The sequence below is a fragment of the bacterium genome (assembly GCA_035529855.1).
Taxonomy (GTDB): domain Bacteria; phylum RBG-13-66-14; class B26-G2; order WVWN01; family WVWN01; genus WVWN01.
Map to the genome: position 1 here is coordinate 1 of DATKVX010000028.1, position 14,203 is coordinate 14,203.

The window sequence follows — 14,203 nt, forward strand, 5'->3', positions numbered from 1 at the left end:
GTAACTTTCATAGGCCCAACCCATAAATAACGGGGCGGCTCCCACGCCACGCCCGGGTCGCCGTAGCCCTTGAAGAACCGGCTTACGTACGTACCCGTCGTCGTCAAACGCTGGTATTCGTAACCCCCTACTGGCTGCGAACCCGAGAACCACAGGTATTCGCCGTCGAAGGTCAACCCGCGGTAATCGGTCGGGGTTTGGCCGTAAACGAACGAGGAGACTACCGACCCCGTAGTAGTAGTTCTTAAGAACTTCGCATAAGGGCCGCCGCAAAACCAAAGGTAGTTACCGTCCCATGCGAGGCCACATGTTCCCGTATTAGGCGGTACCGGAAACGACGAAACGACGTCGCCGAACGCGCCGAAGGCCGCGCCGGCGGCCGTTACCGCTATTATCCCGACCATTAATAGTTTCATATCTATTTCCCCTTTATTTTACAATTCTAGCTTTCGCCGAAGCGCGGCGGCTTTTGGAATTTGTATATGTTAACGTCTTCGCCGACGTTAAATAAAAAGGCGCCCACCGTTCCTATCAATAGAAACGCGGCGCCCAACGTTTTTATTATCCTCATTTTTTACCTCCCGAAAAAGTCCCGTTACCCTATTGAGTAAAATTCTACACCCGCCCCCGTGTGGAAGTCAAGGTTTTTTAATAAAAAACCCCCGCCTCCTGAGGCGAGGGGTTTTGGATATCCTATTGCCGAGCGCCTTAAATGTCTTCCCAGCGGCCTTAGAGCTTCTTCCGGGCCGCCGGCATCGTCGTGTACTCCATCTTGGCGAAGGGCAGCCGGTGCGGCTCGAGCGGGCCGCGGCGTCGGCGTAAGGCGTGCGGATGACCCCTATTTTCTTTAACGTGAACGTTTCCGTTCCGGCGTCGCGACCTCCCGAGGCGCGTTAGTTGCCGGCCTTCTCCGCCGCTTCCACGGCTTTGAGGTATTCCCGCGGCCGGGGGTCGCCGGGCGTCGCGACCAGGGCGCGCTCGAACGCCCGGCGCGCGTCCTCGTATCGCCCGAGCGCCAGTTGGGACTCCCCGAGCCTTAGATTGGCGTCCTCGAAGTCGGGGTGGAGGCGGAGCGCGCGGTGGAAGGCGGCCGCGGCGCCGACGTAGTCGCCGATGCCGAACTGGGAACACCCCAGCGTATAGAAGTAGTTGGCGCGGCGCAATTCGTGGTAGAATTCGTTCAATTCGTCGGGAGACGGGATGGTCGGAAAGAAGCTCGGGTCGTACAGCGGGTGGTAGGCCGTCGAGACGTATCCGTCGTACGGCTTGCCCGCCTCGAAGACGCGAACGTTGTACGTCTCGAAGACGAGGCGGAAGCGGCGCAGCTTCTCCGGGTGGAATTGCATGAGCCCCGCCGCGGAGTCGGGGCCCGGCTCTCGAGCCGTGGCGTTATAGAACGAACCGGCCCCGCGCGAAAGGACCTGCGTCGCGACGTGCACGACGTACTTTATGCCCCACCGCCGGCACAGACGGTAGAACGTCTCTTCGTCCGCTATCGCGGCCTCGGCGTACGTGAGCGCTTTCCGCCGCACCTCCGGGACCTCGAACATCGGGTTGAGCGCCGTCGGCTGCCGCGCCAGGTAGAGGAACGGCGGGCTCAACGAGAAATCCGCCAATACCGGCGACGGCTGCGGTTGTCGTGCCAGACAGAAGATTAGCTGGATGCGCTCGGAGCCGTAATAGCAGGGGACCTCGGGTTCGTATCGGAAGACCGAGTTCACTGCGCCGCGGAACCACTGAGGTTGGCTTTTCACGTTAGCGGTGTATATATGGAAGGCCAGCAGTAAGACCAGGGCGGCGCCGTAGGTCGCGCGCGCCTTCGCTTTCTTGAGCGCCGCGGCGGGGTATATGCTGAGTATCGCTACCCACGGTACGAGGAATATGGTCAGCCTTACCATCAGGAGGTAAAGGAGGGCGAAGGCCGGGGCCGCCAACGCTACGAACGCTCCCCCGGGCGGGCGTTTCTTAACGAGATTATACCACCAGAGGGCGAGGCCGAAGGCCGCGGTGAGGAGCAGCGGCCCGTACTCGAAGAAGACCATCATCGGCGCCGGCGATTTATAAGGCCCCACCCAGAAGAAGCGCGCGTCCGACGAGAGCGCCGCCGGCCCGGGGAACTTGCCGAAGTGGATTACCTTGGCCCATACTAGCTCGTAGACGTGGCCGTAACCCGGCGAGCGGCCGAAGGCCAACGACAGCGCGACGAGGGCCGCCGCGGCCGCCGCCACGAACCACCCGGCCTTATCCGACTTTTTGAGCGCGCGCGAAAGGGCCCACGCCGCGACCGGCGCCGCCGCCAGCGCGACGCTCACGTTCCAAAAAGCGCCCTTCGCCCACAGCGGCTCGTTCAGTATCGCCGCCAACGCCAGGCCGAGCCAAAGCCCCCCGCCCGCCAGCGCCGCCCGCTCCGCGCGGCCCGCGACGCCGTACCCGACGACGAACAACCCCAGGACCGCGAGGTAAAATTGGCTCATATGCCAGCAGGAGCCGGCCCACAGCGTCGCCGCCGCGGCTGCGGCCGCCACCGACCACCGCCGTTTGCCGCCGCTCGAGGTGAGCAGGTACAGCGTGGCCGCGGTAGCGATGAGCAGCCCCGGCATGGCGAAGTCTTCGCGCAGGAAGTTGCCCCAGCTCCGGGAGTACCCGCCGAAGGTGGCGGCGTACAGGAAGGTCGCGCCCGCCGCGGGCCACGGCCGCCGCAAGGCGGCGAGCGCGAGCGCCGCGAAAGCGACGACGGCCGCGGCCGAGAGCGCGTTTACCAGCGCCCGCGCCGTGAAGTACGTGTCGCCGCCGTGTAGTTTGTAAAACAGCGCCGCGGTGCGGTCGGGGAGCGTGAGGATCATGCGGTGGACGGGGAAGCCCTCGGGCCACTGCGCCGCCGGGTCGATTCTCGGCGGCTCTTCGCCCAGCATCCGCATCTCGGCGTACCGGAAGCGGATGCAGGAGTCGATGAAGTACGAGAACTCGCGCGGCGAAAGGTGGTCCATCGCGGCGTAGCGGAACGCGGCCCCGGCGACCGCAGCCAGCGCTAAGGCGCCCCAGCCGGCATAACGTCTTCCCAGAAATATTCGCACTTTTTCCACTTTACGCGAGGCCCTCGCGACGCAGGCGTTCGTGCCATCGTATCAAATCGCTTCGCCGCCGTCAACGGCTTTTAAAAGCCGCGCTTGACTTACTCGGGCCGCGGCGCTACTATGGCGCGACAACGCGAGGGTTGGATTATGGCGAATGAAGAAGTCCCCATACAGACCGAGCTCAAAATAGCGCGTTCGTACCTGGAGGAGGCGGAGGCCAAACTCCACGCCAAAGCGGACGTGATATTCGAGCTCGCGCGGCGCGTCTACCGCGACCCGGTGCCGGTAACGAAGACGTTCTCGTACGGCGAGTTCTTCGGCAAGCCGATTACCGCCGAGCGCGAGAAGCCGCCGCTCGACATCGGCACCAAGCGCGAATACCGGGAATGGTTGGAGGATGCGGCGCTGCCCATTTACCGCGACCTCAACGCCGCGGTGGAGCGCTTACGCAAAAACTGGCGCAAGTACCGCGCCGCAGCCTTGATAGAGGACGGCGAGCCCAAGTACCCCGTGGCCGCGATGCTAGCCTACGGCTGGCTCTTGTTGGGCGATTACTATTTCTACAAGTGCAACTGGACGAACGCCGCCAAGATGTACCGCGCCGCGTTCAAGCAGGAGCCGACCAACCAGGAGCTTCTCTACCGGCTGGGGTTAACTTTTATCAACCACGGCGACCCGGGTCGGGCCCAGAACTTCCTCGAGCGCGCCATCGAGCTCGCCCCCGGCTCGGACGTCGCCGTCGAGGCCCACAAACAGCTCGAGCGTATGGCGACGCTGGGCGAGACGAAGAAGGTCTTCCGCGGCTCGCCGGCGGTGCTCAAAACCCTCATCGGCGTTACTATCGGCGCGCTGGTGGTTTGCCTGTCGTGCGTGTGCTGCGGCCTAATCGGCGGTTGGGCCGAGATATCCGAAGACCCGCAGTTTGCCGCGGCCTGGACCATCGTGCTTATAGTCTTGGGCGGGTTGGCGTTCCTGATACCCGCGGTCGCGACGGCGATTTACTATTTCGTAAAGAGAAGGTAGCGGTGTTCCCGGCCCGCGGCGGCGCGACGAAATAACCCGACCCCGAGCCGGGTTTATTCATAAGGCGGGTACGCCCGGGTAACCGCGGACGGGGTCAGGCCGAAGAGCCCTGGCCGCACCCGCAGGAGGGGTCGGTTTCGGCCAGCTCGCCGCGCGCGTTTGCGCGGCCTTGCGCCCCAGTACGGCCCGGCGGTTTCGCCGGGTATTTTATTCAGGTAGACAGGGCCGCCGGAGGCGAGGCTTATTAGTGGTGACCTTCGCCCCGTTCGCAAGACGGGTCGGCCTCGGCTAGTTCGCCGCGCGCGAACTTGGCCGCGACATCGTCCAGCTCGTCCTCGGCGGTGAAGACGGCCCGCACGCCCATATCGGCGCACGCTTCCACCGCGCGCTGCCCCATCCCGTGGCAGATTAATACGTCGACGCCGGCGAGCCCTTCGTCGAAATCGCCCCGGCCGCCGCGCGCCGCCTGTTGGCCGCGGCCTTGTTGACCCGCGGCGTGGCGGACGTGAAGATTCGGGCGGTACTCGAGTAACCGGGCTTCGCTTCCGGCCGTCTCGTAAACGGCGAATTCCGCGGCCCGGCCGAAGTGGCCGGCCAGCGTCTTGCGGTCGTCGGTCGGCATCGCGATCTTCATTTCGGGCACCCCTAGTTATCCGTTTGCGTCCTCGCGTTTTTCCTCGGACCTTTGACCCGCGCGCTGGCCGCGGCCTCGGCCCCCTACGCCTTGCGAGGGGCCGCAGCCTTCAGGCGGGCCGCCGGCGTCCACCCGGTGCACCGCGCCTCCGCACCGCGGGCATTTTGTATCGCGGCCCGCGCCTCCCGTCCCGTGGGGAACCTCGAGCTCGTGGCCGCACTCCGCGCATTTAAATCTCCGCATCGTTAACCTCCGTAGGCCGTCAGGCGTTTCTGTCATTTTTATACGAGCACGTAGCGCATACTTCGCGGCCCCGCCTGCAACACGCGCGCATCCTCTCCCAACAAGGCCCCGGGCCCCGCCGCGCCGGACACGCCTTTCGCTTCGCCGCGCTACACCCCCGGATCTCCCAGCATCCTTCGTAATTGAGAAGCCGCCCCAGCGCCGCCAGGCTGATCTTGTGGCCGTGGACGATTTCCCTCAGACAACGGAGCCAGGCGAGATCAGCCGCCGAGTAGTACCGACGGCCGCGCCGGCGGGAAGGCCCTACAAGGCCCGCTTTTTCATACAACCGTAGCGTCCGAGGGTGAACAGCCAACGCCTCCGCGGCCACGCCGATGGGGACCGCCTCGACAATTACCTCGCCCATCTTTAACATTTAACTTTATACTATATATATATATTATAATTGTCAAGTAAAAACGAGGCGGCGCCGGGCCGGCGGCCCCCGCCGTCCGGAGATGCCCGACGGGGTCGCGCAATAAAATTTTATTTACACCGGCCGGTATGCTAATATCTAAGTAATGGCCGTCGCCGACCGCAAACCGCTAATCGTCCAATCGGACCGCACGCTTTTTTTAGAAGTCGACCACCCCCGGCACGAGGAGGTGCGCGACCGGCTGCTCCCCTTCGCCGAACTCGTCAAGAGCCCGGAGCACGTACACACCTACCGCATTACGCCCATATCGCTGTGGAACGCGGCCGCGGCCGGCCTCGACGCCGACGACATCGTCCGCTCGTTGAAAGACTACAGCCGTTACGAAGTCCCGCCCATAATCGAGTGGCTGGTGCGCGACCAGATAAGCCGGTACGGGAAAGTAAAATTATTGCGCGACGGCGCCGGCTACTACCTGGACGTGGGCGAGGACGTCTTGCTCGCGCAGATAATGAACAACCGCAAGGTGGTTTCGTATCTCGAGGGCGGCGTCTTCGACGAGAGGAAAGTGCGGCTCAAGGAGTACGCGCGCGGCCACGTCAAGAGCGCGCTGATACGCTTCGGCATCCCGGTGGAGGACCTGGCCGGCTACGTCGCGGGGGCCCCGCTCGAGGTGACGCTGCGCGATACCCAGGCCGCGACCGGCGAGCCGTTCGTCGTCCGCGACTACCAGCGCGCCGCGGCGGAGGCGTTCTACCGGGCCGGCTCCGCGGCCGGCGGCTCGGGGGTCGTCGTGCTGCCGTGCGGCGCCGGCAAGACCGTCGTGGGAATGGCCGCCATGGCCGAAGTCGCCGCCCAGACCCTCATCCTGGTTACCAACATCACCGCGGTGCACCAGTGGAAGGAAGAGCTGCTGGACAAGACGATGCTCACCGCCGACGACGTCGGCGAGTACACCGGCCTGGTCAAGCAGCGGCGGCCGGTAACGGTGGCCACGTACCAGATCCTGGTCTGGCGGCCGTCGAAGAAGGGGCCGTTCCCCCACTTCAAGCTCTTCGCCGAGCGCGACTGGGGGTTGATAATCTACGACGAGGTGCACCTGCTGCCGGCTCCCGTCTTCCGCATCACGGCCGAGATACAGGCGCGGCGCCGCCTGGGCCTTACCGCCACCCTCGTGCGCGAGGACGGCAAAGAGGACGAGGTCTTTTCTCTCATCGGCCCCAAGAGGTACGATACGCCGTGGAAGGAGCTCGAGCGCAAGAACTGGATCGCGCGGGCGCTGTGCCGGGAGCTCCGGGTGCCGATGGCCGCGGAGGACCGGCTGCGCTACGCCGTGGCGTCCAACCATCGCCGCTTCCGCGTCGCGGCCGAAAACCCGTGCAAGGTCCCGGTGGTCGAGCGCCTGCTCGAGCTTCACCGCGGCCACAGCGTACTCGTCATAGGCCACTACCTGAACCAGCTCGACGTGATCGCCGAAACGGTCCGGGCGCCGCTCATCACCGGCAAGACGCCCCAACCCGAGCGCGACGTCTTGTACGAGAAATTCCGCCGGGGCCGGGTCCCGGTTCTGGTGGTATCGAAGGTTGCGAACTTCGCCCTCGACCTGCCGGACGCCAACGTCGCGATACAGGTCTCCGGGACCTTCGGCTCGAGGCAGGAGGAGGCCCAGCGGCTGGGCCGAATCCTCCGGCCCAAATCCGGCGAGAACGTCGCGCATTTCTACACCCTCGTATCGCGCGACACGGTGGAGCAGGATTACGCGTTGAAGCGCGAACTTTTTTTAACCGAGCAGGGCTACCAATATGAGATCGCCGACGCCGAGGCTTTTTTCGAGACGTAAGCTTCCGGCCCGCCGAAGGGCGGGGAGCGTTAAATTTAAAACGCTGCGTTCGGCAGCCGCGGCGGCGGCTTGCTCGAGCGCGCTGGCCGCCGCCTCCTGCGGCAATATCTACTACGACGATTGGCCGGCGAGCTACGGCCAGGAGACGATGCGGCTGGGGGAGGTCCGGCACGAGGCCGACGCCCGCTCGACCGGGATGGCGGGCGCCGGGCGGGCCGCGGTATACGGCGCCGAGGCCGCGGTGACGAACCCGGCGGCGCTGGCCTCCTTGCAGGGGCCGGCCGCGGCGGGCGGCGGCGGCTACCGGTTCTGGGCCTACACCGTGCAGCCGGACGGCGACGCCCCGGCCGCGGAGTCCTTCCCCGGCTCGTTCGCCGGTTCGTACGCCGCCGGCGCCTGGCCCATAGCGGCGGAGAGGTTGGTGGTGGGCGGCGCGCTCTGGACGCCGCACGACTATACGTACGACATAGGCGGAGGAGAGGGCGCGAACCACGAGATTAAAAGCCGGGGCGCGCTGCGGGCCGTGGGGCCGGCGCTGGCCGCGCGGGCGTTGGGGGTGTCGTGGGGCGTGGCCGGCGACTTCCTGTGGGGCGGCCAAAAGATCACTTCCGACCAGGCGGTCGAAAACGCAGACATCCACGGCCGCGGCTACGACGTACGCGCGTCGGCGGCCAAGAGTTTCGACCTCGCGCCCGGGTGGCGGCTCTCCGCCGCGGCGCTGGGCAAGAAGGGCGCCAAGGTCCGCTTCGGCGACGGCTACGACGTGCGGTTTCCGCCCTCGGCCGGGGTCGCGTTCTCGCTCAAGGCGCAGAGCGTTAACGTCCACGTCGACTACATCTACACCTTCTACGAGTCGATGGAGTCGAGCGACGACGGCGTGGCGAGCGTAATCGCGGGTGCGGCGCGCGACGTGGGGTGGGCTTCCGCGGGCGGCGAGTACGTGACGGACGGCGGCGCCATCGTGCGGGCCGGTTTCGGCTACAAGCCGTGGTACGTGCGCGACGCGACGTACGGCGGCGTCGACTCGTACCATTACGCTATGGGCGGCGGGTGGCCGGTGATGGACCGGCGCGGCAGGTTGGACGCCGCGTTGACGTACGGCCGCCGCGGCGCCCTCGACCAAAACGGCTACTTCGTAGACTTTATGGAATTCCAGGCCGGCTTGAATTACTATTGGTAGCGACCCGGGCCGCCTGATTCAGCGGGTCTCGAGCGAAGGGCAACGTGAACGAGAGAGAGATAACGAAGTGCGCGCGCCATCCGGCGCGGCCCGCCGTCGCGAGGTGCGTCGTGTGCGGCGAGCCGGTGTGCGAGGAATGCGCCCGCGTGGTAGACGGCAAGTACTATTGCGGCCGCGACGTTCCGCCGGCCGAGGCGACTCCCGCGGCCCCGGCGCCGCGCGGCGGCCGACTTCGGCCCGGCCTTCTGCTCGCGCTCGCCGCCGTGGTGGGGGCGGCGTGGGGCGCGCTGGCGCTGCTCAGGCCGGCGATGGAGTGGGGCGCCGAATTCTACCGGGGCGAACTGACGCGCGCGCGGTTGGATGACGTCGCCGACGCCGCGGACTACTACAAGAGGGACATGGGACGCTATCCCACGGCGGAGGGAGGGCTCTTAGCGTTGGTGGAGGAGCCGCCCGGCGACGGCGGGTGGCTCGGGCCCTACCTGCCGGAGTCGTACGTCGTGGACGGCGCCGTCGCGGACGCCGCCGGCAAGCCGCTGGCCTACGAGTCGTCGGCGAAAGAGCACGTCGTCAAGGCCGCCGGCAAAGACGGCGAGCTGGGCACCGCGGATGACGTGAGACTTCGTCTCGAGGGACGCGCCGAGCGCGAAAGCCGGCCCGCTTTCCCGAGCCTGTGGGGGGCTTTGAAAGAAGGCCGGCGGGGTCGATTTTAGCTCGTTACTTTAACGGCGTATCGTCGGGCGGGCGGCCGGTGCCGGCGCCTTTTTTATTGGGCCGGGGCGGTTCCTTCTCCAAAGCCGCGGCCTCGAGCGCCCGGGCCACTTCCCGAACGCCGACGGCGGCTCGAGCCGCCAGCTCCGCCGCGCTGTCGTACTCCGCGTGGGCGAACGTCTCGCCCCCCGGCCCCACGGCGAGTTTTACTTTTCCCGTCCCGTATTCGCTCTCGACCGTCACGACGCGCCGCTCCAACGTTTTGCGCCGGGCGTCGTAGCTCCGGACGCCGAGGGTGGAAGTATAGCTGAGCGTAAGGTCGCACAGGCGGCCGCGGTCCTCGGGCCGGCCTATTATCTTCACGATGTGCCCCGGGCGTCCCTTCTTCATGACCGCCGGCGTAACGGCGACGTCCAACGCGCCGGCGTCGAACAGCGCCCGGGCCGCGAACGACAGCTCTTCGGCCGTCATATCGTCCACGTTGGCCTCGAGGACGGTGACCATGTCTTCGCCGCACGGTTCCTCTTCGGCGGCGCCCTCGCCCGCGAACGCGCGGAGGACGTTGGGAAATCCGGTGGGGTCGGCCGCGCCGGGGCCGTAGCCCACGCGCTCCACCGTCATCGTCGGCATCGGCCCGAATTCGTCGGCGACGCTCGCTATCAAGGCCGCGCCGGTGGGGGTCGTGAACTCGCCCGGGACGTCGCCGGCGAAGGCCGGGACGCCGCGTAGGAGCTCGAGCGTAGCCGGCGCGGGGACGGGCAGCGTGCCGTGGGCGGCGTCCACGCAACCCGAGCCGAGCCGAAGCGGCGAGGCGACGACGCGCTCGGCCGCCACGAGCTCAAGCAAAGTAAAAGCGCCTACGACGTCGACGACGGCGTCCGCCGCGCCCACCTCGTGGAAGCCGGCGTGGCCCACGGCGACGCGGTGCGCCCGTCGCTCGGCGTCGGCGAGCTTGCGGAAGGTTCTCGTCGCGCCGCTCCGGACGTACGGCGACAGCTCCGCGCGGTCAAGCAGGCGCTCCACCGTCCGCACGTCGTCGAAGTGCGGCGCCTCGCCCGAGACCACGACTTCAACCCCCGTCGCCTCCACGCCGCCCCGGCGCCGCGGCGGATACACCAACCGAACGCCGGCGAGTTCCAACCGGGCCAGACCTTCTTCGAGGGCCGTGCGGCCTCCCGTTAACTCGAGCAGCGCGGCGAGCAACATGTCGCCGCTCGCGCCGGCGCTCCCGTCTATGAAGAGGATTTTCATTTTTCGACCGTTGCGCCGCGTGCTATTAAGGCCGCGGCGTAGCCGGCGCCGAAGCCGTTGTCGATGTTGACCACGACCACGCCGCCGGCGCACGAGTTCAGCATCGTCAGCAGCGGCGCGACGCCGCCGAAGCTCGCGCCGTAGCCGACGCTCGTGGGGACCGCGACCACCGGGCCGCCGCCCAAACCGGCGACGACGCTCGCCAGCGCCCCCTCCATCCCCGCCACGACGATTATGCAGTCCGCTTTATGGATAGCGTCGAGCTTGTCGAGGAGGCGATGGAGGCCCGCGACGCCGACGTCGTAGACGCGCTCGACGTGGCACCCGACCGTCTCCGCCACCACCGCGGCCTCCTCCGCCACCGGGATGTCCGCGGTCCCCGCGGATAGGACGAGCACCCGGCCGCGCGGTTCTACGGCCGTTTCGCCCGGTACGACGACGACGCGGCCTTCCTCGTGGTAGCGCGCGCCGGGGCACTTCTCGCGCACGGCCTCGTACGCCTCGGCCGTCGCCCTCGTGGCCAGGACGGCGGAGCCCGTCTCGGCGATGCGGGCGGCGATGGCCGCGGCCTGCGCCGGCGTCTTCCCCTGGCAGAATATTACCTCCGGGAAGCCGGCGCGAAGCGCCCGGTGGGTATCGACCCGGGCGAAGCCCAGGTCGGCGTAGGGGAAGTGTTTCAAACGCTCGACGGCGCCGTCGACGCTCAGCTCGCCGGCCGCGACGGCGCGCAGCAGCTCCTCTAACTTACGGCGGTCCATAATCCGGTAGTTTTTTAAACTCGTCCAGAACGTTTACTACGTCGTCGCGGCACGCGACGGCGGCCGCGCGGGGGCGCAGGGCTTTCGCGCCGGGGGCGTCTTTTAAGTACGCCAGCAAGTGCTTACGGAATTGCCGCGCCGCCCGCTCCTCGCCGTCCAGCGACGCCGCCTTTTCGAAATGAAATAGTATCGCCTCCGCCAACGCCGCTCGGGACGGCGGCGCCGGGGCCTCGCCGTGGGCCAGGTATTCCTCCACGTGGTTTATCAAATAAGGTCTCCGCACGGCGGCGCGCCCCACCATAACGCCGTCGGCGCCCGTATCCTCGAGGAGCTTCGCGGCGTCTTGTGGCGTTTCGATGCCGCCGTTGGCCCACACCGGCACGGCCGCCGCGGCCGCGATCTCTCTCACGGCGGCGCAATCCACCGGCCCGCGCAGGCCCTGCTCGAGGGTCCGGCCGTGCACGGTCAAGGCCGCCACCCCTTCTTCGCACAGCAGCTTCGCCGCGGCCAGGGCGCGTTTCTCCCCGGCGGCGTCCCCCAACCTCATCTTCGCGGTAACGGGCACCGGCGACGCGGCGACGACGGCTCGAGCGACTTTACGAAGCGTCACCATATCGCCCGCAAGCGCCGCGCCGGCCCGTTGCTTCCGTATCTTCGGGGCGGGGCAGCCCAGGTTGACGTCGACGAGAGGGAAGCCGGCGCCGGCGGCTATCTTCGCCGCCTCGGCCATGGCGGCGGGGCGCGCGCCGAATATCTGCGCCGCTACCACCGACGCGTCGTCGTCGCCGGTGGCCAGGAGGCGCGTCGTCTTCTCGTTGCGGCGGATAAGGCCCTCGGCCGAGACGAGCGGCGTTACGGCGAACGCGCAGCCGAAGCGCGCGACCGCGGCGCGGAACGGGTACTCGGTGTAGCCGGCCAGCGGCGCCAGCCCCACCCGTCCGGGTACCTCGACGTTGCCTATTCTTATCGTCGCCGGCTTTAACGGTCCCGCCACTCCTAACCTTCCCGGGGCGCGAGCTTGTTCACCATATCCACGGCTTTGCGCGCCAGCTTCACCGCGACCTCGGCCTGCTCGGGCGTTACGGCGTAGGCCGGGACCTCTTCGGCGAAGCTGTCGGGGAAGCGCGGCGCCGCGTAGAAGTCGTCGAGTTTGCCGGCGTCGTGGATGGCCTCGAAGGCCGCGTCGCGGGCGCCGCATTTATGGACCAACGAGCGTATGGAGTGGCCTATCACCGAGGTCTCGTCGTGGTAGTAAAGGTACGCCTTGAGAACGCGCTCCGCGGCTTGGTGCGCCAGGAACGTCGCCCACTCGTAGACGTCGTTTCGCCGCAGGACCTCGGCGGCGTTGAGGTCGCGCTGTCCTTGCTGCAGCCAACGGCGGTATATGAACAATTTCGCGCGGTCCATATCTTCCCCGCTTGAGGTCACGCCCGCCTTACCCGCCAATCGCGGAGCTTTACGTAGAGGCCGGGCAGCCGCCGCCGTACGAAGAGCTTCGTCCCGTCGTAAAGCGAGCGGCCTAACTTAGCCACGGCTACTAAGACTTTGTGCGGTAGGAGGCGCGATTTATAAAAGGCGTCGCTCGCGCGCGCCAGCGCCCGGCCGACAAGGCCGAGCCGGCCCAGTATTTGATAATAACGTATCGCCGGCACGAAGTACGCCTGGCAGAAGCGCACCTGCGCCACCGGGAACGCCGGCTGCTCGAGGTACGATTCGCTCTCGTAGTCGAAGACCGGCGCCAGCAGTTCGTCGCGCTCGCAGAGCTCGTGGAGCGCGGTGTGGGGGTAGGGGTAGAAGACGGACAAGACGATGCGGTTGGGCCGCACGCGCGCGTTCAACTTTACGGTATCCAGAAAGAGCGCCTTGTCCTCGTGGGGCAGGCCGACCATGTTGTAGGTGAGCGTCGCCAGCCCCACCTCCCGGCAGAGGCGGTGCGCCTCCTCGATCTGCTCGTTGCCCATCTGGCGGTTGAGGACCGTCCGCCGCAGCTCCTCGCTGCCCGACTCCAGGCCGAAGTGGACGAGGTAGCAGCCGGCCCCCTTCAACGCCTCGAGTACGTCCCGGGCGACGAGGTTGTAGCGGTAGCGGCAGGTGAAGGGCAGGCCGACGCGCTCCTTATATAACTCGATGAACTCGAAGAACCAATCGCGCTCGAGCGGGAGGATGTTGTCGGTGATGTTTAGATATTTGACGTTGGGGAAAGTCGCCCGAAGGTTCTCGATATAATCAATCGAGCGCGCCGGCGAGCGGAAGCGCGCGTAGTGCTTGCGGTTGGGGTAGGCCTGCTTGAGCTGGTGGTTGCAGCAGTACGTGCACATATACGGGCAGCCGCGCGAGAGCATAACCGGCCCGGTGTCGATGGCGACGTCGTAGAGGATATTCTTGTCGTAGATGTCGTACGCCGGCAGCGGCAGCGCGTCGAGGTCCTCGATGAGCGGCCTCGTCGGGTTTTTATGAACGTCGCCGTTCTCGCGGAACCAGAGGTTGTCGACGGCGCGCCAGTCGCGGCCCGCCTCCAGCGCGTCGCACAGCTCGAGCAGCGGGTACTCGCCCTCGCCGACGACGGCGACGTCGATTTCGGGAGAGCCGGCAACCTCCTCCGGCGCGAGGGTAGCGTGGACGCCGCCCGCGACGACCGGCGCGTCGGTCGCCTCCTGCGCGATGCCCGCCAGCCGCCTAATCTCGGGCCAGATGGTAGTGCGCGACGAGAAGCCGACGACGTCCGGCGCGGCCTCGCGCACCCCGGCCTCGAACTCGTCGCGGCCGGGCCGGCCGATGAGGTGCAACAGCGTCACGTCGTGGCCCGCGTCCTCGAGGACCGCGGCCACCGACGATATCCCCTCGGCGTAGAAGCCGTAGTCGGCGGGCGCGGCGAGCGTCTTGGACGGCGCGTAGTCGGGGTATACGAGCGCAACCTTCACGCCGTAAAATTAACATATACGTGTATTTTAGGCAAAAAGAAAAGCCGGCCGGGGGCGGGGCGGCTGTGGGGCCGGGTAGGGGCACGTGGTTGCGGGTAGGGGCGTAACGCGTTACGCCCCTACAACGCGCCCCTACCGGAACAGCGCCTTCACGCG

Annotated in this window: 14 protein-coding genes; 4 read left to right on the forward strand and 10 right to left on the reverse strand. The window is 66.9% G+C overall.

Annotated elements, in window-relative coordinates; all coding sequences use genetic code 11:
* The 3 genes from VMX79_02680 to VMX79_02690 all read right to left on the reverse strand — a co-directional run.
* On the reverse strand, positions 1-416 hold a 416-nt coding region (locus VMX79_02680; GenBank protein HUV85997.1), incomplete at its 3' end, for a hypothetical protein.
* 26 nt (positions 417-442) lie between these two features.
* Complete coding sequence (locus VMX79_02685; protein ID HUV85998.1) at positions 443-571, reverse strand: hypothetical protein; 129 nt, start codon at positions 569-571, stop codon at positions 443-445.
* Positions 572-893: 322 nt separating this feature from the next.
* Positions 894-3,083 (reverse strand): tetratricopeptide repeat protein, encoded by a 2,190-nt coding sequence (locus VMX79_02690; protein HUV85999.1) that lies wholly within the window; start codon positions 3,081-3,083, stop codon positions 894-896.
* A 111-nt stretch (positions 3,084-3,194) separates the two neighbouring features.
* Between VMX79_02690 and VMX79_02695 the strand changes: the two genes are divergently transcribed.
* Entirely contained in the window at positions 3,195-4,097 is a 903-nt protein-coding gene (locus VMX79_02695; protein HUV86000.1) for a tetratricopeptide repeat protein, read from the forward strand.
* Positions 4,098-4,341: 244 nt separating this feature from the next.
* Here VMX79_02695 and VMX79_02700 read toward each other — a convergent pair whose 3' ends face one another.
* The gene (locus tag VMX79_02700; protein ID HUV86001.1) at positions 4,342-4,731 is read right to left on the reverse strand and encodes a NifB/NifX family molybdenum-iron cluster-binding protein; all 390 of its coding nucleotides are present in this window, start codon (positions 4,729-4,731) and stop codon (positions 4,342-4,344) included.
* A 262-nt stretch (positions 4,732-4,993) separates the two neighbouring features.
* Positions 4,994-5,389: a MerR family transcriptional regulator gene (locus VMX79_02705; GenBank protein HUV86002.1), complete on the reverse strand. Its 396-nt coding sequence runs from the start codon at positions 5,387-5,389 to the stop codon at positions 4,994-4,996.
* A gap of 145 nt (positions 5,390-5,534) precedes the next feature.
* On the opposite strand from VMX79_02705, the gene VMX79_02710 reads away from it, so the two are divergent.
* From VMX79_02710 to VMX79_02720, 3 genes are read left to right on the forward strand one after another with little or no spacing between them, the layout of a single operon-like run.
* The gene (locus tag VMX79_02710) at positions 5,535-7,226 is read left to right on the forward strand and encodes a DNA repair helicase XPB (GenBank protein ID HUV86003.1); all 1,692 of its coding nucleotides are present in this window, start codon (positions 5,535-5,537) and stop codon (positions 7,224-7,226) included.
* Complete coding sequence (locus tag VMX79_02715) at positions 7,189-8,406, forward strand: hypothetical protein (GenBank protein ID HUV86004.1); 1,218 nt, start codon at positions 7,189-7,191, stop codon at positions 8,404-8,406. The genes VMX79_02710 and VMX79_02715 overlap by 38 nt, the downstream gene beginning before the upstream one ends.
* Before the next feature lie 44 nt (positions 8,407-8,450).
* Positions 8,451-9,119: a type II secretion system protein GspG gene (locus VMX79_02720; protein ID HUV86005.1), complete on the forward strand. Its 669-nt coding sequence runs from the start codon at positions 8,451-8,453 to the stop codon at positions 9,117-9,119.
* 4 nt (positions 9,120-9,123) lie between these two features.
* On the opposite strand, the gene larC is transcribed toward VMX79_02720, so the two are convergent.
* The 5 genes from larC to VMX79_02745 are packed head-to-tail and all read right to left on the reverse strand — an operon-like array spanning position 9,124 to position 14,047.
* Positions 9,124-10,368: a nickel pincer cofactor biosynthesis protein LarC gene (larC, locus tag VMX79_02725; protein ID HUV86006.1), complete on the reverse strand. Its 1,245-nt coding sequence runs from the start codon at positions 10,366-10,368 to the stop codon at positions 9,124-9,126.
* Positions 10,365-11,126 (reverse strand): nickel pincer cofactor biosynthesis protein LarB, encoded by a 762-nt coding sequence (gene larB, locus VMX79_02730; protein ID HUV86007.1) that lies wholly within the window; start codon positions 11,124-11,126, stop codon positions 10,365-10,367. The genes larC and larB overlap by 4 nt, the downstream gene beginning before the upstream one ends.
* Positions 11,113-12,120 (reverse strand): tRNA-dihydrouridine synthase, encoded by a 1,008-nt coding sequence (locus tag VMX79_02735; protein HUV86008.1) that lies wholly within the window; start codon positions 12,118-12,120, stop codon positions 11,113-11,115. Before VMX79_02735 ends, larB begins: the two co-directional genes overlap by 14 nt.
* Positions 12,121-12,122: 2 nt before the next feature.
* A complete protein-coding gene (locus VMX79_02740) occupies positions 12,123-12,533 on the reverse strand; it encodes a HEPN domain-containing protein (GenBank protein ID HUV86009.1) in 411 nt (136 codons plus the stop codon).
* Between the two features lie 17 nt (positions 12,534-12,550).
* Positions 12,551-14,047 (reverse strand): radical SAM protein, encoded by a 1,497-nt coding sequence (locus tag VMX79_02745; GenBank protein HUV86010.1) that lies wholly within the window; start codon positions 14,045-14,047, stop codon positions 12,551-12,553.
* Positions 14,048-14,203: the final 156 nt, after the last annotated feature.

Bases quoted from the DNA above. Each gene is read 5' to 3' on its own strand.
- VMX79_02710 (HUV86003.1), top strand. From the start codon at position 5,535: ATGGCCGTCGCCGACCGCAAACCGCTAATCGTCCAATCGGACCGCACG.
- VMX79_02695 (HUV86000.1), top strand. From the start codon at position 3,195: ATGGCGCGACAACGCGAGGGTTGGATTATGGCGAATGAAGAAGTCCCC.
- VMX79_02700 (HUV86001.1), bottom strand. From the start codon at position 4,731: ATGAAGATCGCGATGCCGACCGACGACCGCAAGACGCTGGCCGGCCAC.
- VMX79_02705 (HUV86002.1), bottom strand. From the start codon at position 5,389: ATGTTAAAGATGGGCGAGGTAATTGTCGAGGCGGTCCCCATCGGCGTG.
- VMX79_02740 (HUV86009.1), bottom strand. From the start codon at position 12,533: ATGGACCGCGCGAAATTGTTCATATACCGCCGTTGGCTGCAGCAAGGA.
- larC (HUV86006.1), bottom strand. From the start codon at position 10,368: ATGAAAATCCTCTTCATAGACGGGAGCGCCGGCGCGAGCGGCGACATG.
- VMX79_02685 (HUV85998.1), bottom strand. From the start codon at position 571: ATGAGGATAATAAAAACGTTGGGCGCCGCGTTTCTATTGATAGGAACG.
- larB (HUV86007.1), bottom strand. From the start codon at position 11,126: ATGGACCGCCGTAAGTTAGAGGAGCTGCTGCGCGCCGTCGCGGCCGGC.
- VMX79_02715 (HUV86004.1), top strand. From the start codon at position 7,189: ATGAGATCGCCGACGCCGAGGCTTTTTTCGAGACGTAAGCTTCCGGCC.